We start from the raw sequence: 20711 nt of genomic DNA, 5'->3' as shown, positions 1-20711 counted from the left end.
GCAAAATCTGATTGTAGTCCGACTGGGTTTTTTGCGGCAACCCGATCGGGAAAGTGTGAGGCACTTGACGGAAAAACCTGCATCACCATCGAAACTGCAATGCAGGCTTACCCGGAATAGTTGTCAATAAACGACGATTCCCTTACTTGCTCAGCAGGAACCGGTGCGCATCGGGGCCGGTGACAACCTGGCCATCCTTGTCGAGCATGCGCAACATGGTGTTGGAGATGATGTCGAAGCTGCGACGCTGGCCTTGCGGATCCAGTGTGATACGGGTTTCGTCGGCATTGAAGGTGAACTGGCCACGCAGCTCATGCTCACGGTCCGGGCCCGCCTTGGTGCGCAGCTCGTAGGTGGAATCGGAGAACAGCGTCAGCGCCAGCGTCATGTTCTGCGCCGGATCGGCACAGGCCGGGCACGGCAGGTTGCCGCGGTAGGTACCCGGCCAAGTAGCGACCGCCGGGCCAGCCGGCGCGCGTTCCGCCTGCGGCACACGCATCAGGCCAATCGAGCCGAGCACGCTATCGGTCATGCCCTGCATGCCGCTACAACCCGCCAGCGTCAGCGACACCGCAGCCAGGCCGGCCAGCTGCCAGCGACGGACTTGTTCTTGAACACGTCTAGCCATCATGATCTCCCTATAGGCGTTTTGGAGCCGATTCTACATGCACGATGTGTCCTGCCCTTGTCAGACAGGAGCGCATCCGTACATTACGACACAAGCAACTCAGGCGCAGGCCGCCACGATCAGCTGCTGGATACGCGCGACATCGGCCGGCACCACCTGCACGCGGCGCGGCAGGGCTTCCAGGCCGGCGAAGCGCTCGGGCATGTCGGGCTTGCGGCCCAGGGCTTCCTCGATGGTTTCGGCGAACTTGATCGGCAGTGCGGTTTCCAGCACGATCATCGGCACGCCCTGCTCCAGGTGTTCGCGTGCCACCTTCACGCCATCAGCGGTATGGGTGTCGATCATCTGGCCCAGGCGCTGGTAGCAATCGCGGATCGTCTCCAGGCGGTCAGCGTGGGTGCTGGAGCCGCTGACAAAACCGTAGCGCTGTGCCGCCAGCGGAAACACCGGATCGCCGCTCAGGTCGAACTGGCCTTGCTGGCCCAGCGTGCTGCCGAACAGCTCGGCGGTACGCTTGGCATTGCGGCCCAGCAGGTCAAACACGAAACGCTCGAAGTTGCTGGCCTTGCTGATGTCCATGGACGGGCTGGAGGTCTCGTGCGTATCGGCGCTGCCGCGCACGCGGTAGACGCCGGTGCGAAAGAACTCGTCGAGCACGTCGTTCTCGTTGGTGGCTACCACCAGCTGGCGGATCGGCAGGCCCATCATGCGCGCGACATGGCCGGCGCAGACATTGCCAAAGTTGCCGCTGGGCACGGTGAAGCTGACCTGCTGCTGGCTGTTCTCCGTGACCTGGAAATAGCCGGCAAAGTAGTACACCACCTGCGCCAGCAGGCGCGCCCAGTTGATCGAGTTGACGGTACCGATCTTGTACTGGCGCTTGAATTCCAGGTCGTTGCTCACGGCCTTGACGATGTCCTGGCAGTCGTCGAACACGCCTTCGACCGCCAGGTTGTGGATATTCTCGTCCTGCAGGCTGAACATCTGTGCCTGCTGGAAGGCGCTCATGCGACCGTGCGGGCTGAGCATGAACACACGCACGCCCTGCTTGCCGCGCATGGCGTACTCGGCCGCGCTGCCGGTATCGCCGCTGGTGGCACCCAGGATGTTGAGCTGTTCGCCGCGGCGGCCCAGTTCGTATTCGAACAGGTTGCCCAGCAGCTGCATGGCCATATCCTTGAAGGCGATCGTCGGGCCGTTGGACAGGCCTTCGACGTACAGCTCGCCTTCGAGCTGGCGCACCGGCGTGATCTGCTCGGTACCGAACACCTCGGCGGTATAGGTCTTGTCGCAGATCGCCTTCAGGTCGGCTGCCGGGATATCGCTGATGTAGCGCGACAGGATGGCGAATGCCAGCGCGGCATAGCCCTGCTCGCGGTACAGCGTACGCCAGCTTTCGAGCGTGGCGACATCAACCTGCGGGTAGGCCGTGGGCAGATAGAGGCCGCCATCGGGCGCCAGGCCTTCGAGCAGGATTTCGCAGAAGGTGCGCGGCACCGAGTGGCCGCGGGTAGACAGATAGTACATATCAGTTCAGCTCTTCCTTGCGGATCCGGACGATGGGCTGCAGCACGCTGGGCAGCGCCTGCATGGCGGTCAGGGCCTGGTTCATGTGGGCTTCCTGGCACTCGTGGGTCAGGATCACCAGATCGGTCTGGTTGGTTTCCTCGCCACCGACCTGGTCGGATTCGGCCTGGCGCATGGCGTCGATGCTGATGCCCAGATCGGACAGGATGGTAGCAATGCGCGCCAGCACGCCCGGCTCGTCGGACACGCGCAGGCGCAGGTAGTAGCTGGTCACAACCTGATCGATCGGCAGGATCGCCAGGTCCTTCTGCATGGCATCGGGCTGGAACGCCAGGTGCGGCACGCGGTTGGCCGGGTCGGATGTGTGCAAGCGCGTCACGTCCACCAGGTCGGCGATCACGGCGCTGGCGGTGGGCTCGCTGCCGGCACCCTTGCCGTAGTACAGCGTGGTGCCGACGGCATCGCCGTTGACCACCACGGCGTTCATCGCGCCTTCGACATTGGCGATCAGGCGCTTGGCCGGCACCAGCGTCGGGTGCACGCGCAGTTCCACGCCCTGCTCGGTGCGGCGCGTGATGCCCAGCAGCTTGATGCGGTAGCCCAGACGCTCGGCGTAACGGATGTCGGCCGCGCCCAGCTTGGTGATGCCTTCGGTATAGGCCTTGTCGAACTGCACGTCCACGCCAAAGGCGATGGCACTCATCAGCGTGACTTTGTGCGCGGCGTCCACGCCTTCGATGTCGAAGGTCGGGTCGGCTTCGGCGTAACCCAGACGCTGGGCTTCCTTCAACACCACGTCAAAGTCCAGGCCCTTGTCGCGCATCTCGGACAGGATGAAGTTGGTGGTGCCGTTGATGATGCCGGCGATCCATTCGATGCGGTTGGCAGTCAGGCCTTCGCGCAGCGCCTTGATGATCGGGATGCCTCCAGCCACGGCAGCTTCGAAGGCCACCATCACGCCCTTGCGCTGGGCTGCGGCAAAAATCTCGGTGCCATGCACGGCCAGCAGCGCCTTGTTGGCGGTGACCACATGCTTGCCGTTCTCGATGGCCTGCAGCACCAGGTCCTTGGCGATGGTGTAGCCACCAATCAGCTCGATCACGATATCGATATCGGGACGCTGTACGACGGCAAAGGCATCATCGATCACTTCGGTGGAGGCATCAACCACGCTGCGTGCGTGTTCGACGTTGCGGTCGGCGACCACGGCAATCTCGATGCCACGGCCGGCACGTGCCTTGATGACGGACTGGTTGCGACTCAGGACGTTGTAAACGCCGCTGCCTACCGTGCCAATGCCCAGCAGGCCCACTTTGATCGGATTCATGTTTCTAGCTTCAGTTGGAAAAGGGTTGGAGAAAATCAGGATTTCGCGCCGTGGCGCTTGCGGTAAGCCTCGAGGAAGCGCGCCAGGCGCTGGATGGCTTCGCGCAGCGCATCTTCCTGCGGCAGGAACACGATGCGGAAATGCTGGTTGTCGTGGTAGTTGAAACCGGAGCCCTGCACCAGCATCACGCGGGTCGCCTGCAGCACCTCCAGGAAGAACTGGCGATCATCCTGGATCGGGTACATCTCGGGATCGAGCCTGGGGAACATGTAGAGCGCCGCCTTGGGCTTGACGCAGCTCACGCCCGGGATCTGCATGATCAGCTCGTAGGCCAGGTCGCGCTGGCGACGCAGGCGGCCGCCCTCGCCCACCAGGTCCTTGATGCTCTGGTAGCCGCCGAGTGCGGTCTGGATCGCCCACTGGCCGGGCACGTTGGAACCCAGCTTGATGTTGGCCAGCATGTTCAGGCCCTCGATATAGTCCTGCGCGCCCGACTTGTCACCGGAAATCACCATCCAGCCGGCACGGAAGCCGCAGCTGCGGTAGGCCTTGGACAGCGAGTTGAAGGTCAGCGTGAGCACATCGGTGGACAGCGAGGCCATGGACGTATGCTTGATGCCGTCGTACAGCACCTTGTCGTAGACCTCGTCGGCCATCAGCACCAGATTGTGCTCGCGCGCGATCTCGATCAGGCCGAGCAGCAGCGCGTCGGAGTACAGCGCGCCGGTCGGGTTGTTCGGGTTGATGACGACGATGCCCTTGGTGCGCGGCGTGATCTTGCTGCGGATGTCGTCCAGGTCAGGCATCCACTCGTTGCTCTCGTCGCACAGGTAGTGCACCGGTTTGCCGCCGGCCAGCGAGGTGGATGCCGTCCACAGCGGATAGTCCGGGGACGGCACGAGCAGCTCGTCGCCATCGTTCAGCAGCGCCATGGTGGCCATGATGATCAGGTCGCTGGCGCCATTGCCCAGGTAGATGTCTTCCAGTGTGACGCCTTGCACGCCCTGCTGCTGCGAGTAGTGCATCACCGCCTTGCGCGCAGCAAAGATGCCCTTGCTGTCGGAATAGCCGGCGGATTCGGGCAGGTTGCGGATCATGTCGGCGACGATTTCTTCGGGCGGTTCGAAACCGAACGGTGCCAGGTTGCCGATATTGAGCTTGATGATCTTCTGGCCCTCATCCTCCATCTGGCGCGCCGCGTCCACGATGGGTCCGCGCACATCGTAGAGGACATTGGCAAGCTTGGAGGATTTGGCTATGGTCTTCACACCGGCTCCTGTGGAAAATTCAGGGGAAAACTATAATTTGACCACATTTTGACGACAGACAGCCGCATTGCCAGTTCTACACCGGCCGTCTGCTCCGCTTTCCCCGCCTCTACCGGACTTCCACCATGAAATTCGTACCCGACCAGATGGACGTTCCCGCCATCACCGCCCATGGCCCGGGCTGGGTGGCCGTCAATGGCCAGCCTTTCAGGCACCACCTGTTGCTGACGGCCCAGGGCCTGCTGCAACCCTGGCACTGCACCGGCTTTGACCAGCTCGATACCGGACACTTCAGCCAATTGGCCGAACTGCCCTGCGAACTGGTGCTGTTCGGCACCGGCGACCGCCTGCGCTTCCTGCATCCCTCGGTCACGGCCCCGTTGATGGCGCGCGGCATCGGCATCGAGACCATGGACACCGCTGCCGCCTGCCGCACCTACAACTTCCTGGCCGGCGAAGGCCGCCGCGTGCTGGCCGCGCTGCTGGTGGATGCCCCGGCACCGTAACAAGGGCTTTCACCCTGGCAAGCGCTTGTGATGAATTTCGTTTAAAATAGGGGTTTCGATGGCGTCCGGGTTGCCACAACCCGCGCCGGGTAGCTGGCCATCGTCTGCCGGCTTCTGTGCCACTCGGGCATCCCAACCGGCGGCACGCCTGTGTCGCCTCACCCCCGACCATGCCCGAGTCGTCTTTAGGAAAGAGATAAATAACACAATGGCAATCGTCGTAGACAAGCTGATCCCCGAATTCGAGGCCAATGCCACGAGCGACGTCAAGGTCAGCAACACTTCCCATAATGGCCAGATCCTGGTCCTGTTTTTCTACCCCAAGGACAACACCCCTGGCTGCACCACCGAAGCCATGGAATTCCGTGACCAGTACGAGGCTTTCGAGCAGGCTGGCGCCGTGGTGTTTGGCGTATCGCGTGACAACATGACGTCGCATGACGGCTTCAAGGAGAAGCTGGGCCTGCCCTACGAGCTGATCGCCGATACCGAAGAAAAAATGTGCCATATGTTCGGCGTGGTCAAGAACAAGATCATGTACGGCAAGAAGGTCAAGGGCATCGAGCGCAGCACCTTCCTGATCGGCCCCGATGGCGTGCTGCGTCAGGAATGGCGTGGCGTCAAGGTCGCCGGCCATGTGGATGCCGTGCTGAAGGCCGTGCAGGAACTGAAAGAGACCCTGGCTACCGCCGAATAAGCTCCCTGGCCTTGTCGCCAGCCGAAAGCGCCTGCCCAGCAGGCGCTTTTTTCATGGGCACTTTCCCGCAGCCCGCAGACGGGGGCTGACGCACGGTTGCAAATATGACCGCCGGGTGACGGCAATCTGCAAGTCAGCATGTATATTAGGTCTGTGTGAAACGCCTAGCGTCGTGTTTCGCAGGGCGTGCGCCAGCCGCATGCATGTTCAACCTGTTTTCCGCACACTTACATGCCATTGCCTCCCGCTCCCAAGAAGCGCGCCACCAAACTGGATGCCGAGCTTCTGACCCAGACTCCCCCTACCCGTGCCAGCCAGGCCGAGCCGGCTGACACCACGCCCGTCGCAGCAGCAACAACAGCCAGCACGGACAGCAGCACCAGCGCGCCCAAGCGCAGCACTACCCGCCGCACCACGACCAGCAGCACGCGCAAGACGAGCGCCGTGACGCCTTCGCTGGATGCCGCTGCAGCCGTGGCAGCCACGGCACCTACGCGTCGTCGCACCGCAGCAGCCAAGCCTGCCGCGGCAGCAGTAGCCGAGAGCCCGCCGCCTGCAAGCACTGTCACGACCCAACCCGCCGCCAGACCAGCTGCAGCCAAACCGGTGGCCGCCACTCCGGTCCCGGCCACCCGGCCGGCTCGTGCACGCAAGAAGGCCACTGGCAGCGAGCCCGAGGTGCGCCGCCTGTTCGTGCTGGATACCAATGTGCTGATGCACGATCCGATGTGCCTGTTCCGCTTCGAGGAACATGACATCTTCCTGCCACTGATCGTGCTGGAAGAGCTGGACAGCCACAAGAAGGGCATGACGGAAGTCTCGCGCAACGCGCGCCAGACCAGCCGCACGCTGGATGCGCTGGTGGCAGCGGTGGAATCGCAGGACATGAGCCACGGCATGCCGCTGGACGCGACCGGCCACAAGGAAGCCACCGGCCGCCTGTTCTTCCAGACCGAGGCACTCGATTACACCCTGCCGAGCTCGCTGCCGCAGGGCAAGGCCGACAACCAGATCCTGGGCGTGGTGCACGCGCTGGAAGCCGCGCACAAGGACCGCCAGGTCGCGCTGGTGTCCAAGGACATCAACATGCGCGTCAAGGCGCGCGCGCTGGGCCTGCTGGCCGAAGACTACGAGAACGACAAGACACTCGACGACGACGAGCTGCTGTACAACGGCATCCTGATGCTGCCGGCCGACTTCTGGGATACGCAGGAAGGCGATATCGAGAGCTGGCAGGAAGGCGCGCATACCTATTACCGCGTGCAGGGCCCGCTGACGCAGCAGATGCTGATCAACCAGTTCGTCTATTTCGAGCAGCCCGGCGAGACCAGCCTGTACACGCGCGTGACCGAAATCCGCGGCAATACGGCGGTACTCAAGACGCTGCGCGACCATACCCACCCCAAGCATGCCGCCTGGGGCGTGACAGCGCGCAACCGCGAGCAGAACTTTGCCATGAATCTGCTGCTCGATCCGGAGATCGACTTCGTCACGCTGACGGGTACCGCCGGCACCGGCAAGACGCTGCTGGCGCTGGCCTGCGGCCTGACCCAGGTGCTGGATGACCGCCGCTACACCGAAATCATCATGACGCGTGCCACGGTCAGCGTGGGCGAAGACATCGGCTTCCTGCCTGGCACCGAAGAAGAAAAGATGGGCCCGTGGATGGGCGCGCTGGACGACAACCTGGAGTTCCTGACCAAGGGCGGCGACAGCAACGGCGCCGGCGAATGGGGGCGTGCCGCCACCAATGAGCTGATCCGCAGCCGCATCAAGATCAAGAGCATGAACTTCATGCGCGGCCGTACCTTCCTGAACAAGTTCGTCATCATCGACGAGGCGCAGAACCTGACGCCCAAGCAGATGAAGACGCTGATCACGCGCGCCGGTCCGGGCACCAAGATCATCTGCATGGGCAACCTGGCGCAGATCGATACGCCCTACCTGACCGAAGGCTCTTCCGGCCTGACCGCGGTGGTGGACAAGTTCAAGGGCTGGCCGCACAGCGGCCACATCATGCTGGCACGCGGTGAGCGTTCGCGCCTGGCAGACTTTGCCAGCGAGGTGCTGTAAATCGTGTCCTGGCAGCCCGATCCCGATCGGCTGGTCTTCGTCACCGATTTCCCGGACGCCAAGGGCAGCGTGCAGCGGCTGCGTTTCAGCCAGCCGCAAGAGCTGCTGATCGCCTGGCGTGCCGATGAGGTACCTGCGCTGTTGCGCACGCTGGATGCACGCGTGCGTGCCGGCTGCTGGGCAGTCGGCCAGCTGGCCTATGAAGCTGCCGCCGGTTTCGATCCCAAGCTGGCGGCATCGATGCAGCTGGATGCCAGTGCCAGCCAGCCAGAGCCGCTGGCCGCTTTTGCGCTGTTCAGCGGGCCAGACGCTATGCCGGATTTCGAATCCGGTGCACAGTCGCCGCCCGCCTCCGGCCAGGTGCATGCGGCACCCGACTGGCAGCTGAGCGAAGATGCCGGCCAGCACGGCAAGGCGATTGGCACCATCCGCAGCGCGATCCAGGACGGCGAAGTCTACCAGGTCAACCATACGCTGCGCGTACTGGCAGAGCGTGGCGGGCTGCCGCTGTGGCAGTACCACGAAGCCCTGCGCGCACGCCAGCTAGCCAACTACTGCGCCTGGCTGGACTGGGGCGGCTGGCAGGTGCTGTCGGCATCGCCCGAGCTGTTCTTTGACTGGAACCGGCAGACCGGGCAGATTGCAACGCGGCCCATGAAAGGAACGGCCCCGCGCGGCAATACGCCTGAGCAGGATGCCGAAGCAGCACGCCAGCTGCAGGCCAGCCCCAAGGAGCGCGCCGAAAACGTGATGATCGTGGACCTGCTGCGCAATGACCTGGGCCGCGTCGCGATCACCGGCAGCGTGCAAACCACGGCGCTGTTCCAGGTCGAGCCCTACCCCACACTGTGGCAAATGACCAGCACAGTGCAGGCAATCACGCGGCCGGAGATCGACCTGCCGGCGCTGATGCAGGCGCTGTTCCCCTGCGGCTCGATCACCGGGGCGCCCAAGCGCATGGCGATGGAGAAGATCACCTTGCTGGAAAAAGGCCCGCGTGGCGTGTATTGTGGCGCGATCGGGGTCATGAGCCCGTATCGTGCGGTGTTCAATGTCGCTATCCGTACCGTGACGGCCTTGCCCGATGGCTGCCTGCGCGGTGGCATTGGCGGTGGCATCACGCTGTCGTCCGATGCAGCATCAGAATATGCCGAGGCCGTGCTGAAAGCGCGCTTTCTGCATACCGAGAGCCTGCCGCTGCCGGACTTCGAACTGCTGGAAACGCTGTTGCTGGACAAGGGACGCTACGCCCTGCTGCCCTGGCATCTGCAGCGCTTGCAGACCTCGACGCGGCAATGGAACTGGCGGCCGGTCTCGGATTCGGCCCTCCAGCGGGAGTTGCAGCAACTGGCCGATGCGCACCCGCATGGCCGCTGGCGCGTACGTCTGCTGCTGTCAGCGGATGGACAGATCAGGCTGACGGCCACGCAGCTGGACGACTCAGTCACAGACGCCGACTGGGACAGCCACCACGAGGTTCCTGCCGCTTGGCTGCGCCATCCCGATGCTGACAGCCTGACAGTGCAGCCGGTAGCCGTGGCACCCTCCCCGCTCCCAACCGAGCTGCAACCCTGGATCTGCCACAAGACCTCGCGCCGCCAGCATTACGATGCGCTGACCGCCGCCTTTCCGCAGGCCTGGGACGTGCTGCTGCACGACGAGTCCGGTTTTGCGCTGGAGTGCACGCGCGGCAATATCGTGCTGCAGACCGCCGATGGCCGCTGGCTGACACCGATCCAGCGCGACCAGCTGCTGCCGGGCACCTTCCGCCAGGCGCTGCTGCAACGCGGCCTGATCCGCGAAGCGGTGCTGCCGCTGTGCCTGCTGCAGCGCATGCTGCCCGGCGAGCGGCTCTGGTTCATCAACAGCGTGCGCGGCTGGGTGCCGCTGCAGTTGCTGCCGGCCTGATCCTCAGTAATCCTCGGCCATGTGCGCGAGGGTTTCGAACTTGGTCAACGGCTTGATAAAGGCCAGCTTGACGGTGCCAGTCGGGCCGTTACGCTGCTTGCCGATGATGATCTCGGCCACGCCCGGCTCCTTGCTTTCCTTGTTGTAGTAGTCGTCGCGGTAGATGAACATGATCACGTCAGCGTCCTGCTCGATCGCACCCGATTCCCGCAAGTCACTCATCATCGGCCGCTTGTCGGTACGCTGTTCCACGCTACGGTTGAGCTGAGACAGCGCAATCACCGGACACTGCAGCTCCTTGGCCAGCATCTTCAGGCCACGCGAGATCTCGCTCAGCTCGGTGGCGCGGTTTTCGCTGCTGGACTGGCTGCTACCGCTCATCAGCTGCAGGTAGTCGACCACGATCAGGCCGAGCTTGCCGCACTGGCGCGACAGGCGGCGTGCGTTGGCGCGCAACTCGCTCGGCGTCAGGCCCGGGGTTTCGTCGATGTGCATAGAGACATTGCGCAAGCGCTCGATCGCCTCGGTCAGGCGCGGCCACTCCTCGTCCAGCAGCTTGCCGGTACGCAGGCGGCCCTGGTCGATACGGCCAATGGAGCCAACGATACGCACTGCCAACTGCGCGGCCCCCATTTCCATGGAGAACACGGCGACCGGCAAGCCTTCGGTCAAGGCCACATGTTCGGCGATGTTGATCGCGAAGGCGGTGTTGTGTGTGAGCACATCCTGGTCAGTGATATAGAGCCGATCCGGATGGCTAACGCTGATGCACTGGCAGTCGGTGCGGCGTGTCGGTGTGATCGACAGGATGTTCAGACGCTTCTGGCGCTGCCAGCGCTGCGGCACGCACGCCAGCTTGTCCGACATCAGGAACAAGCTGGCCGGCTCGGGATGGTGGATATGGCAGACAAAAGCCGGCAAGCCGGCCATGCGCATACCAGCTACCGTGTAGTACGGCTGCTTCTCGCTGATCGAGCACCAGCCGCCCAGCGAGCGCACCAGCGTCGCCACGTCCTGCGCCAGCTGTCGGCTGCAGGTAGAAAACCGGACGCTGCCCCAACGCTCGACCCAGCCATCGGTATCGAGCAGGCCACGCAGCACGTCCTGACGGACTTCCTTGCGCGCTGTCAGATAGACTTGGGGCACGAACTTCTGGTCACTGCTCAGGCCGGACAACTGCAGCGCCTGCAAGGCGACACGCAACGGATTGGGCTGTGCACCCACCAGGCCGCTCACCTTGCCGCGATCCCGGCGTACTACACGCCAGTTGCAAGTGCCGGCATGGCTCATGACCAAATCGTGACCAACGCGCGCTTCCATGCGCGCCACGGTTTCCGGGCAGGTGCTGGCAAAGCGGACGGTTCCGGTTCCAGTCAGATTGCCATCGCCCAGCAGCGCGCCCAGCACCCAGCCGTCAATCGGCAGCTCGTCCTGATGACCGAAGTCGCCACTGGCGCATTCGATCCAGAGCCGGTTCTGGTAACGCTGTACTTGCAGCATGTCGATCAGGCGTTCGGTGGACAGTACACGCGGCGCTTTCCAGCTGCGGAAATGCACGCGCCACAGGTGTTCGGCACAGCATTCGGTGCTGCGGCCATCAGACAGGGTCACACGGTAGACCTGGCGCTCGCCCTGCGGGAAAATGCCGGTCACCATGGACGGCGCACCATCACGCGAAGCCAGCGCATCGCCGATTTCCAGCTCATCCATGCGTTTCCAGCCCCTGAGGGTGCGTACCTGCGCGTCCAGCGGCTGCGCCTTGCCCATGGAGGGACGTGCCGCCAGAATCACCAGATCCCCCGCCTGAAAACCCGACGTCATCCGGTCCAGATCGTAAAATCCGGTCGGTACGCCAGTGATGTCGTTCGGGTTCTGCGCCATCTCCTCGACGCGGTCCAGCAGGTCGACCACCAGCGATTCCATCGCCTGGAAGCCTTCCTTCATGCGCGAGCCTTCTTCGCCGATCTTGAAGATCTTCTGCTCGGCCTCGTCCAGCACCTTTTCCACCGCCATGCCTTGGGGATTGAAGGCGCGCGTGGCGATTTCGTCGCTGGCGGTAACCAGCTTGCGCAGGATGGAGCGCTCGCGCACGATCTCGGCGTAGCGGCGGATGTTGCTGGCGCTAGGCACGTACTGTGCCAGCTGGTTCAGATAGACCAGGCCGCCAACCTCGCCGTCCTTGCCCATGGTCTGCAAGGCCTCAAACACGGTGATCACGTCGGCCGGGCGCGAACCATTGATCAGCTTGCCGATGGCCTCGAACACCAGCTGGTGCTCGTAGCGGTAGAAATCACCCGGCACCAGCAGGTCGGCGACACGGTCCCAGGCATTGTTGTCCAGCAGCAGGCCACCCAGCACGCTGGATTCGGCCTCGTTGGAATGCGGCGGCACGCGCAGCTGGCTGATCTCGCGATCAACCGGTTCGTCGTAATAGTCAGGGGGGGAGAAGTAATCGGAGTCTTGCACGGCGTGATTGTTCATGGTCAGCCGCCATGGTAGTGGATTGGCGCGTTCAGGGTGTGGATAACTGTGTGTACAAGCAGGGGGTATCGGCTGGACAGCCTGGGGACAGCCGGGCATGGCCAGGGCTTATATATCCACCTGGAATATAAACATCGTAAAAATGTCGTTTGATTTTGCATAAAGCAGGGCTACAGTGCTAGCTGCCTGTATCGGGCATCCCGCCCGTATCGTCCCCTGCCTGACATGTACCAGTATTCCGATTTCGACCAGTCCTTTATCGAACAGCGCGCGGCACAGTACCGCCATCAGCTGGAGCGCCATCTGCGCGGCGAGCTGCCCGATGCCGAATTCCGCCCGCTGCGCCTGCAGAACGGCTGGTATATCCAGCGCTACGCGCCCATGCTGCGCGTCGCCGTGCCCTATGGCGAGATCGCCAGCCGCCAGCTGCGCGCGCTGGCCCGCATCGCACGCGAGTTTGACAAGCCTTCCGACGAGTTGCTGCAGCATGCGCAAGCCACACAAGATGCGCTGCAGGCCTCGCAGCCCGGCACCCTGGACGCCCCGCTGCTGCGCTACGGCTACGGCCACTTCACCACCCGCACCAATGTGCAATACAACTGGATCCCGCTGGAGAAAAGTGCCGATGTCATGGATCTGCTGGCCAGCGTGCAGATGCACGGCATCCAGACCAGTGGCAACTGCATCCGCAACCTGAACGCCGACGACCTGGCCGGCATCGCGCCGGACGAGATCGCCGATCCGCGCCCGTTTGCCGAGATCCTGCGCCAGTGGAGCACGCTGCACCCGGAGTTCGCCTTCCTGCCGCGCAAGTTCAAGATTTCCCTCACCGGCGGCCAGGAAGACCGCGCCGCCACGCACTGGTATGACGTTGGCCTGAAGCTGCGCCGCAATGATGCCGGCGAGCTCGGCTTTGCCGTCAGCGTCGGTGGTGGCATGGGCCGCACGCCGGTGATCAGCCCGACGATCCGCGAGTTCCTGCCCTGGTCGCAGTTGCTGAACTACCTCGAAGCCGTGATCCGTGTCTACAACCAGTACGGCCGCCGCGACAACGCCTGGAAGGCACGCATCAAGATCCTGGTGAAGGCCGAAGGCCAGCGCTTCATCGATGCGGTCGAGGCCGAATACGCCAACATCCTGGAGCAGGATGGCGCCCCGCACACCATCACCGAAGCCGAACTGGAGCGCGTCACCGCCTGCTTTGTGCAGCCCGAGCTGCGCCCGAGTGGCCTGACGGCAACTATCGATACGCAAGGCCAGGCCTACCAGCGCTGGCTGCAGCGCAACGTGCGTGCGCACCGCCTGCCGCAGCTGCGCGTGGTCGGCCTGTCGTTCAAGCGCCCCGGCTTTGCCCCGGGCGATGCCGATGGCGACACGCTGGACGCCGTGGCCCAGTTGGCCGATACCTTCAGCGCCGGCGAAGCGCGCCTGACGCACGAACAGAACCTGGTGCTGCCCTGGGTGCACGAAAGCGACCTGCCAGCCCTGTACGAACAGGCCAAGGCGCTCGGTCTGGCGCAGCCGAACATCGGCCTGCTGACCGACATGATTGCCTGCCCCGGCGGCGACTTCTGCGCACTCGCCAACGCACGCTCGATTCCGGTGGCGGCCGCCCTGACCGAGCGCTACCAGGACCTGGACGAACTCTGGGACCTGGGCGAAATCGACCTGCATATCAGCGGCTGCATCAACTCCTGCGGCCACCACCACAGCGGCCATATCGGCATCCTGGGCGTGGACAAGGACGGCAAGGAGTGGTACCAGATCACGCTCGGCGGTGCCGATGGCTCCGCGCTGTCTGGCGCGGCCCAGCCGGGCAAGGTGGTCGGCCCGTCCTTCAGCGCGGCCGAGGTGCCAGATGTGGTCGAGGCGATTCTCGACACCTACCGCACGCTACGCGAACCGGGCGAACGCTTTATCCAGACACTGCGCCGCGCCGGGCTGGATCCGTTCAAGGCTGCGGCCAATGCCGCCCGCTTCGTGCCTGCCGGCCACGCCGCCAGCAAGTCTGAAACCGCTACCGCCTGATTGCCTGCCATGACCACCACCACCCTCCGCCTGATCCCCGCCGACCAGTACCAGCCCGAAGCCACCGCCCTGCTGGCGTTGCCCAACGATGCCGATCCCCTGACGACCGACCTGGATGGCATCCATGTCATCGTGCTGGATTTTCCGGTGTTCACTGACGGCCGCGCCTTCAGCCAGGCCCAGCTGCTGCGCCGCCGCCGCGAGTTCAACGGCACGCTGCGTGCCAGCGGCGACATCCTGATCGACCAGCTGCAACAGCTGCAGCGCTGTGGCTTCGACGAGGCCGTGCTGCGTGCCGACCAGGATCTGGAGCAGGCGCGCCAGCTGCTGGCCATGTACGAACAGGGCTTCTACCAGGGCGATGCACACCAGCCGGCACCGCGCTTCATCTCGGAAGACGCATCGGCATGAGCAGCTCCGCCTTTACCCCTGCAGCCTCGCAGCCAGCCACTGCCTTGTACAACCAGCCCTCGGCGGAATACGCCGAGCACCTGCACCAGGCACTCGACACACTGCACGCCGCCGTGGCCGAATTTGGTGCCGCCCATATCATCCAGGCCAACAGCCTGGGCGCGGAAGACGTGGTATTGCACCACCTGATCGAACGCGCCGGCCTGGGCATTCCGGGCTTTGTGCTGCAAACCGGCCAGCTGCATCCGGAAACGCTGGCCTTGCTGCAGCATGTGCAGCAGCACAGCCAGGTTCCGGTCGAGGTGTTCGAACCAGTCGCCGAACACGCCATTGCCTTTGTCCAGCGCGAAGGCCAGGATGCCATGTACCAGAGCATCGCGCTGCGCAAGGCCTGCTGCCAGACCCGCAAGATGGAGCCGCTGGCGCGCGCCCTGGACGGCAAGGCGGCCTGGATCACCGGTCTGCGCCGGGAGCAATCCGGTGCCCGCGCCGAAGTGCCGCTGCGCGATGCCAGCGAAGCCGGCAAGCCTGTCAAGCTGAACCCGCTGGCCAACTGGACCTGGGGCGATGTCTGGCACTACATCGCCAGCCACGGCGTGCGCTACAACCCGCTGCACGACCAGTTCTACCCGAGCATCGGCTGCGCCCCGTGCACCCGCGCCATCAGCCTGGGCGAGGACTTCCGCGCCGGCCGCTGGTGGTGGGAAGACGACAACGCCAAGGAATGCGGCCTGCATGTGAAGCAGGCCTGAATTGCCATGCATCTTTCACAGGAATCTGCCATGAATGCCCCCCTGCCCCTGCACGCGCTGGATGCGCCGCTGAGCCATGCCCATCTTGACGCGCTGGAGGAAGAAACCATCTTCCTGCTGCGCGAAGTCGCCGCCGTGTTCGAGCGCCCGACGCTGCTGTTTTCCGGCGGCAAGGATTCGCTGGTGATGCTGCACTGTGCCGAAAAAGCCTTTGGCCGCGGCCGCCTGCCCTACCCGCTGCTGATGATCGACACCGGCCACAACTTCCCCGAAGTTACGGCCTTCCGCGACCAGCGTGCGCAGGAACTGGGCGCCGACCTGATCGTGCGCAGCGTGGAAGATTCCATGGCGCGCGGCACGGTCCGCCTGTCGCGCCCGGACGAAAGCCGCAACGCGCACCAGTCGGTCACGCTGCTCGAAGCAATCGAGGAATTCCGCTTCGATGCCCTGATTGGCGGTGCCCGCCGCGACGAGGAAAAGGCGCGCGCCAAGGAGCGCATCTTCAGCCACCGCGACAGCTTCGGCCAGTGGCAGCCCAAGCAACAGCGCCCGGAACTCTGGACCCTGTTCAACACGCGCCTGCAACCCGGCGAACACTTCCGCGTGTTCCCGATCAGCAACTGGACCGAACTCGACGTCTGGCAATACATCGCACGCGAGAACATCGCCCTGCCGCCGCTCTACTACGCGCACCAGCGCGAGGTGGTGGAACGCCGTGGCCTGCTGGTACCGGTCACGCCGCTGACCCCGCCGCGTGACGGCGAAGTGGTGCAGACCCGCACCGTGCGCTTCCGCACTGTCGGCGACATCACCTGCACCTGCCCGGTGGAAAGCCCGGCCGCCAGCGCGCTCGACATCGTGCGCGAAACCGTACAGGCCAACGTCAGCGAACGCGGCGCTACCCGCATGGACGACCAGACCAGCGACGCCAGCATGGAAAAACGCAAACTGGAAGGATATTTCTGATGAGCACTCTCACCACCGAACGCCCCGTCCTGGCCGACACCCAGGCCAGCACCGCCTCCGCCCTGCGTTTCATCACCTGCGGCAGCGTCGATGACGGCAAGAGCACCCTGATCGGCCGTCTGCTGCTCGACAGCCGCTCCGTGCTGCAGGATCAGCTGGCCCACGTCACGCACCAGGCCAGCGGCCAGATCAACGCCGCCGAACTGGCGCGCCTGACCGACGGCCTGCAGGCCGAGCGCGAACAAGGCATCACCATCGATGTCGCCTGGCGCTACTTCGCCACGCCGCAGCGCAAGTTCATCATTGGCGATGCGCCTGGCCACGAGCAGTACACGCGCAACATGGTCACCGCCGCCAGCCAGGCCGATTGCGCCGTGGTACTGGTCGATGCCACCAAGCTGGCCTGGGCCGCGACTGGTGACGGCGATCACGCCCTGCTGCCGCAGACCCGCCGCCACGCCCTGCTCGCGCAACTGCTGCGCGTGCCGCACATCGTGTTTGCCATCAACAAGCTTGATGCCGTGGCCGATGCCAGCGCCGTCTACGCACGCATCCGCAGCGCCCTGCAGACCTTCGCCGATGAGGCAGGCCTGGATGTGCGCGCCATCATCCCCGTCTCGGCCCTGACCGGCTGGAACGTGGTCGATCGCCATGCCGACTGGGCCGGCTACCAGGGCCCGGCCCTGCTCGAGCTGCTGGAACAGCTGCCGCGTGAACCACACGCCACCCAGCTGCCGGCCGCCCTGCCGGTGCAATGGGTCGAATCCAACGCCGCCAGCAGTGATACCGACCGCAGCCGCCGCGTACTCTGGGGCCGCATCGCCGAAGGCACGCTCCAGCCCGGCGACAGCGTCCAGGTCTTCCCGAGTGGTCAGCATGCCACCGTCGTGAAGTTGCTGGATCACGGTCGCCGTCCGCTGGAACAGGCGGCGGCACCGGCCAGCACCGGCGTGATCCTGGATCGTGAACTCGATATCTCGCGCGGCGACTGGCTGCTGGCTGCCGGCGCCCCGCGTCCGCGCAACCAGTTCAGCGCCACCATCGCCTGGCTCGATACCGAGCCGCTGCAGGTCGGCCGCGTCTACTGGGCCCTGCACGGTCACCGCTGGATCAAGGCCAAGGTCACGCGCATCACGCACCAGCTCGACATCCACACGCTGCAGACACAGGAGGCCAGCCAGCTCGCCGCCAACGCCATCGGCCAGGTCGAACTGACGCTGCAGGCAGCGATTCCGCTGCAGCCCTACGCACTCAGCCGCAGCCAGGGCGCGATGATCCTGGTCGACAGTGCCAGCAACGCCACCGCAGCCGCGTTGCTGGTACAGGCCGAGGTCGAAGAAGACTTCTGAAGCTTGATCCAGGACAAAAGCTGCCGCAACATCCCTTTATAGCGTAGTCTTATCGTGCGAAAGCCGAAGGCAGATCGTTAGAATATAGGGTAAACGGCAGCTGTTCCTGCCCTGTCTTTCCGTATCCATTTTCCGAGAACTCCCATGACCCACGTTGTCACCGAAGCCTGTATCCGCTGCAAATACACCGACTGCGTCGATGTCTGCCCGGTGGACTGCTTCCGCGAAGGCCCCAACTTCCTGACCATCGATCCCGACGAATGCATCGACTGCGCCGTCTGCATCCCCGAGTGCCCGGTTGGCGCTATCTACGCCGAAGAAGACACGCCGGCTGACCAGCAGCACATGATCAAGTTGAACGCCGAACTGGCGCGCCTGCCCGGCTGGAAGACCATCACCCGTCGCAAGGAGCCGCTGCCCGACCACGAAGAGTGGAAGGACCGCACCGACAAGCTGGGCGAACTGCAGCGCTGATTCCCGTCTCCGCTTCTGCTTTCTCCCCCTGTGCGACGGCCTTGTCCGTCGCCATTTCTTTTCTGGCGGCCGCACACCGCCCCATGCCATGACTGCTGTACGCCCCTTCGCCAATCCGATCGAAACCGATGCCGTGATCATCGGCGCCGGCCCGGTCGGCCTGTTCCAGATCTTCGAACTGGGCCTGCTCGAGGTCAAGGCCCACATCATCGACTCGCTCGCCTACCCCGGCGGCCAGCCGATCGAGCTCTATCCCGACAAGCCGATCTATGACATCCCGGCCATCCCGATCTGCACCGGCAAGGAGCTGACCGATGCCCTGCTCAAGCAGACCGAGCCCTTTGGTGCCACCTACCACATGGGCCAGGAAGTCTCGGTCGTCGAAAAGCAGGAAGACGGCCGCTTCTTTGTCGAGACCAGCAAGGGCACGCGCTTTCTGACCAAGACCATCTTCATTGCAGCCGGCGTCGGTGCCTTCCAGCCGCGCACACTCAAGGTCGAAGGCCTGGACAAGTTCGAAGGCAGTCAGCTGTTCTACCGCGTGCGTGACCCGCAGCAATACGCCGGCAAGAACCTGGTGATCGTCGGCGGCGGCGATTCCGCCTTGGACTGGGTGCTCAACTTCGTCGAAGGCGAGCACAAGGCCGAAAGCGTGATCCTGATCCACCGCCGTGACGGTTTCCGCGCCGCGCCGGCCAGCGTCGCGCGCATGAAGGAGCTGTGCGAACAGTTCGAAATGCAGTTCATCGTCGGCCAGGTCACCGGCTACGAGGAAGAAGACAACGTGCTCAAGGCGGTCAAGGTCACCGGTGGCGATGGCATCACACGCAGTGTGCCGCTGGATGTGCTGATGGTGTTCTTCGGCCTGTCACCCAAGCTCGGCCCGATCGCCGACTGGGGCCTGGAAATCGAACGAAAGCAGCTGGTGGTCGATACCGAGAAATTCTCCACCAGCGAACCCGGCATCTTCGCCGTGGGCGACATCAACACCTATCCCGGCAAGAAGAAGCTGATCCTGTCCGGCTTCCACGAATGTGCCCTGGCCGCCTTCGGCGCCATGGATATCATCTTCCCGGAAAAGAAGGTGTTCCTGCAGTACACCACCACCAGTCCCAAGCTGCACAAGGTGTTGGGTCTGGAAATGCCGAATTTCGACTGATCCGATCCCGTTCGGGAATCCATGCAAAAAGGCCTGTATCACTACAGGCCTTTTTGCTGCGCATGGGCTGCTGCCGGTTTACAGCCGCATCAGGCGCATCGCCTTCGGATGCGAGGCATGGTTCAGCGGACCGTTATTCGCCTGGCCGGTCTGGACCTGTGCCCCATTGATCAGCGCAAAACGCACATAGCTGCGCGCCAGCTTCACCGCATCGGCCAGCTCCTCGCCCAGCGCCAGGTAACTGGCCATCGCCGACGACAGCGTGCAGCCGGTGCCATGCGTATTCGGCGTGGCTATGCGCGTATCGCGGAACAGCAGCTCGCTGCCGTCCTCCTGCAGCAGCACATCCACCACCTCGTCGCCCGGCAGATGGCCGCCCTTGATCAACACGGCACGCGCGCCCATCGCCTGCAGCTCGCGTGCGCCCTGCTGCATGTCCTCCACCGATGCCAGTGTGCGTCCGAGCAGCATGCCGGCCTCATCCAGGTTCGGCGTGATCACGCTGGCCAGCGGGAACAGCTGCTCCACCATCAGCGCCATGGTCCGGTTTTCCATCAGCGCCGCACCGCTGGTCGCCACCATCACCGGATCCAGCACGACAAACTCGCACGGATGGCGACGCAAGGCATCGGCCACGCAGCTCACCACCTCGGGCGCATGCAGCATGCCGATCTTCACCGCCTCATAGCCGATATCTTCCGCCACCGCATCAATCTGCGCGGCCAGCACCTCCACCGGCACCGGATGGATGGCGCGCACGCCCTGCGTATTCTGCGCCGTGATCGCCGTAATTGCCGTCATGCCATACACGCCCAGCGCCGAGCAGGTTTTCAGGTCGGCCTGTATGCCAGCACCGCCGCCGCTATCGGAACCGGCAATGCTGAGGACGCGGACGTAGCTGTATTCAAGTTGATTCATGAAAATTCACCTAGAAAAATGTACTACACAACAAGGTCTGCCAACTGCTTGCAGTGGAACTTGGAGCAAATCGTAGCCCGCTTACGCATGACACGCAGAGCCAGGCTGGATGCCGCCTGCTGCACGTATGCATGCCCCAAGACATCACACAGCATGTCATGGTCAGACATGAACAAGGTCACTTGATGCTGCCCTGCATCCCGGTAATCCCGTTGTACAAGCTCAAGAAACGGAAAATT

17 protein-coding genes are annotated in these 20711 nt (G+C 63.9%); 11 read left to right on the top strand and 6 right to left on the bottom strand.

What is annotated here, in order from left to right:
* Nucleotides 1-142 precede the first annotated feature (142 nt).
* The 4 genes from V1261_RS04325 to V1261_RS04310 form a co-directional block, all read right to left on the bottom strand.
* Entirely contained in the window at nt 143-628 is a 486-nt protein-coding gene (locus V1261_RS04325) for a copper resistance protein NlpE (protein ID WP_329770217.1), read from the bottom strand.
* Between the two features lie 99 nt (nt 629-727).
* Entirely contained in the window at nt 728-2155 is a 1428-nt protein-coding gene (gene thrC, locus V1261_RS04320; RefSeq protein ID WP_329770216.1) for a threonine synthase, read from the bottom strand.
* Between the two features lies 1 nt (nt 2156).
* Nucleotides 2157-3482, bottom strand: a complete 1326-nt coding sequence (locus tag V1261_RS04315) for a homoserine dehydrogenase (protein WP_329770215.1) — start codon at nt 3480-3482, stop codon at nt 2157-2159.
* A 35-nt stretch (nt 3483-3517) separates the two neighbouring features.
* Nucleotides 3518-4750, bottom strand: a complete 1233-nt coding sequence (locus V1261_RS04310; protein WP_329770214.1) for a pyridoxal phosphate-dependent aminotransferase — start codon at nt 4748-4750, stop codon at nt 3518-3520.
* Nucleotides 4751-4875: 125 nt separating this feature from the next.
* On the opposite strand from V1261_RS04310, the gene V1261_RS04305 reads away from it, so the two are divergent.
* From V1261_RS04305 to pabB, 4 genes are all read left to right on the top strand, one after another.
* Nucleotides 4876-5256 (top strand): Mth938-like domain-containing protein, encoded by a 381-nt coding sequence (locus V1261_RS04305; RefSeq protein ID WP_329770213.1) that lies wholly within the window; start codon nt 4876-4878, stop codon nt 5254-5256.
* A gap of 208 nt (nt 5257-5464) precedes the next feature.
* Nucleotides 5465-5953, top strand: coding sequence for a peroxiredoxin (locus V1261_RS04300; RefSeq protein ID WP_329770212.1), 489 nt, complete (start codon nt 5465-5467; stop codon nt 5951-5953).
* A gap of 231 nt (nt 5954-6184) precedes the next feature.
* Nucleotides 6185-8026, top strand: a complete 1842-nt coding sequence (locus V1261_RS04295) for a PhoH family protein (RefSeq protein WP_329770211.1) — start codon at nt 6185-6187, stop codon at nt 8024-8026.
* A 3-nt stretch (nt 8027-8029) separates the two neighbouring features.
* A complete protein-coding gene (pabB, locus tag V1261_RS04290; protein WP_329770210.1) occupies nt 8030-9934 on the top strand; it encodes an aminodeoxychorismate synthase component I in 1905 nt (634 codons plus the stop codon).
* Nucleotides 9935-9937: 3 nt separating this feature from the next.
* On the opposite strand, the gene dnaB is transcribed toward pabB, so the two are convergent.
* Nucleotides 9938-12415: a replicative DNA helicase gene (dnaB, locus tag V1261_RS04285; RefSeq protein ID WP_405198043.1), complete on the bottom strand. Its 2478-nt coding sequence runs from the start codon at nt 12413-12415 to the stop codon at nt 9938-9940.
* Between the two features lie 225 nt (nt 12416-12640).
* On the opposite strand from dnaB, the gene V1261_RS04280 reads away from it, so the two are divergent.
* The 7 genes from V1261_RS04280 (at nt 12641) to V1261_RS04250 (ending at nt 19554) form a co-directional block, all read left to right on the top strand.
* Nucleotides 12641-14443, top strand: a complete 1803-nt coding sequence (locus V1261_RS04280) for a nitrite/sulfite reductase (protein ID WP_329770209.1) — start codon at nt 12641-12643, stop codon at nt 14441-14443.
* A 9-nt stretch (nt 14444-14452) separates the two neighbouring features.
* On the top strand, nt 14453-14854 hold the full coding sequence (locus tag V1261_RS04275; protein WP_329770208.1) for a DUF934 domain-containing protein: 402 nt from the start codon (nt 14453-14455) through the stop codon (nt 14852-14854).
* Nucleotides 14851-15606, top strand: coding sequence for a phosphoadenylyl-sulfate reductase (locus V1261_RS04270; RefSeq protein WP_329770207.1), 756 nt, complete (start codon nt 14851-14853; stop codon nt 15604-15606). The genes V1261_RS04275 and V1261_RS04270 overlap by 4 nt, the downstream gene beginning before the upstream one ends.
* Nucleotides 15607-15636: 30 nt before the next feature.
* Nucleotides 15637-16572, top strand: a complete 936-nt coding sequence (cysD, locus tag V1261_RS04265) for a sulfate adenylyltransferase subunit CysD (protein ID WP_329770206.1) — start codon at nt 15637-15639, stop codon at nt 16570-16572.
* On the top strand, nt 16572-17921 hold the full coding sequence (locus V1261_RS04260) for a sulfate adenylyltransferase subunit 1 (protein ID WP_329770205.1): 1350 nt from the start codon (nt 16572-16574) through the stop codon (nt 17919-17921). Before cysD ends, V1261_RS04260 begins: the two co-directional genes overlap by 1 nt.
* Before the next feature lie 144 nt (nt 17922-18065).
* Nucleotides 18066-18395, top strand: coding sequence for a ferredoxin FdxA (gene fdxA / locus V1261_RS04255; RefSeq protein ID WP_329770204.1), 330 nt, complete (start codon nt 18066-18068; stop codon nt 18393-18395).
* 88 nt (nt 18396-18483) lie between these two features.
* Nucleotides 18484-19554, top strand: a complete 1071-nt coding sequence (locus V1261_RS04250; protein WP_329770203.1) for an NAD(P)/FAD-dependent oxidoreductase — start codon at nt 18484-18486, stop codon at nt 19552-19554.
* 78 nt (nt 19555-19632) lie between these two features.
* Here the strand turns inward: V1261_RS04250 and thiD are convergent, their stop codons facing one another.
* Nucleotides 19633-20472 carry a bifunctional hydroxymethylpyrimidine kinase/phosphomethylpyrimidine kinase gene (gene thiD, locus V1261_RS04245; RefSeq protein WP_329770202.1) on the bottom strand — a complete coding sequence of 280 codons (840 nt, stop codon included), beginning with the start codon at nt 20470-20472 and terminating at the stop codon, nt 19633-19635.
* Nucleotides 20473-20711 lie beyond the last annotated feature (239 nt).

The organism is Brachymonas sp. J145, from assembly GCF_036312245.1.
Classification (GTDB): domain Bacteria; phylum Pseudomonadota; class Gammaproteobacteria; order Burkholderiales; family Burkholderiaceae_C; genus Brachymonas; species Brachymonas wangyanguii.
Note: the sequence above shows the minus strand (reverse complement) of the source record. Positions and strands in the feature narration are given on the sequence as shown.

Bases quoted from the DNA above. Each gene is read 5' to 3' on its own strand.
- V1261_RS04250 (WP_329770203.1), top strand. From the start codon at position 18,484: ATGACTGCTGTACGCCCCTTCGCCAATCCGATCGAAACCGATGCCGTG.
- fdxA (WP_329770204.1), top strand. From the start codon at position 18,066: ATGACCCACGTTGTCACCGAAGCCTGTATCCGCTGCAAATACACCGAC.
- V1261_RS04260 (WP_329770205.1), top strand. From the start codon at position 16,572: ATGAGCACTCTCACCACCGAACGCCCCGTCCTGGCCGACACCCAGGCC.
- dnaB (WP_405198043.1), bottom strand. From the start codon at position 12,415: ATGAACAATCACGCCGTGCAAGACTCCGATTACTTCTCCCCCCCTGAC.
- V1261_RS04315 (WP_329770215.1), bottom strand. From the start codon at position 3,482: ATGAATCCGATCAAAGTGGGCCTGCTGGGCATTGGCACGGTAGGCAGC.
- V1261_RS04270 (WP_329770207.1), top strand. From the start codon at position 14,851: ATGAGCAGCTCCGCCTTTACCCCTGCAGCCTCGCAGCCAGCCACTGCC.
- V1261_RS04295 (WP_329770211.1), top strand. From the start codon at position 6,185: ATGCCATTGCCTCCCGCTCCCAAGAAGCGCGCCACCAAACTGGATGCC.
- V1261_RS04280 (WP_329770209.1), top strand. From the start codon at position 12,641: ATGTACCAGTATTCCGATTTCGACCAGTCCTTTATCGAACAGCGCGCG.
- V1261_RS04305 (WP_329770213.1), top strand. From the start codon at position 4,876: ATGAAATTCGTACCCGACCAGATGGACGTTCCCGCCATCACCGCCCAT.
- V1261_RS04325 (WP_329770217.1), bottom strand. From the start codon at position 628: ATGGCTAGACGTGTTCAAGAACAAGTCCGTCGCTGGCAGCTGGCCGGC.
- cysD (WP_329770206.1), top strand. From the start codon at position 15,637: ATGAATGCCCCCCTGCCCCTGCACGCGCTGGATGCGCCGCTGAGCCAT.
- thrC (WP_329770216.1), bottom strand. From the start codon at position 2,155: ATGTACTATCTGTCTACCCGCGGCCACTCGGTGCCGCGCACCTTCTGC.
- thiD (WP_329770202.1), bottom strand. From the start codon at position 20,472: ATGAATCAACTTGAATACAGCTACGTCCGCGTCCTCAGCATTGCCGGT.
- V1261_RS04300 (WP_329770212.1), top strand. From the start codon at position 5,465: ATGGCAATCGTCGTAGACAAGCTGATCCCCGAATTCGAGGCCAATGCC.
- V1261_RS04275 (WP_329770208.1), top strand. From the start codon at position 14,453: ATGACCACCACCACCCTCCGCCTGATCCCCGCCGACCAGTACCAGCCC.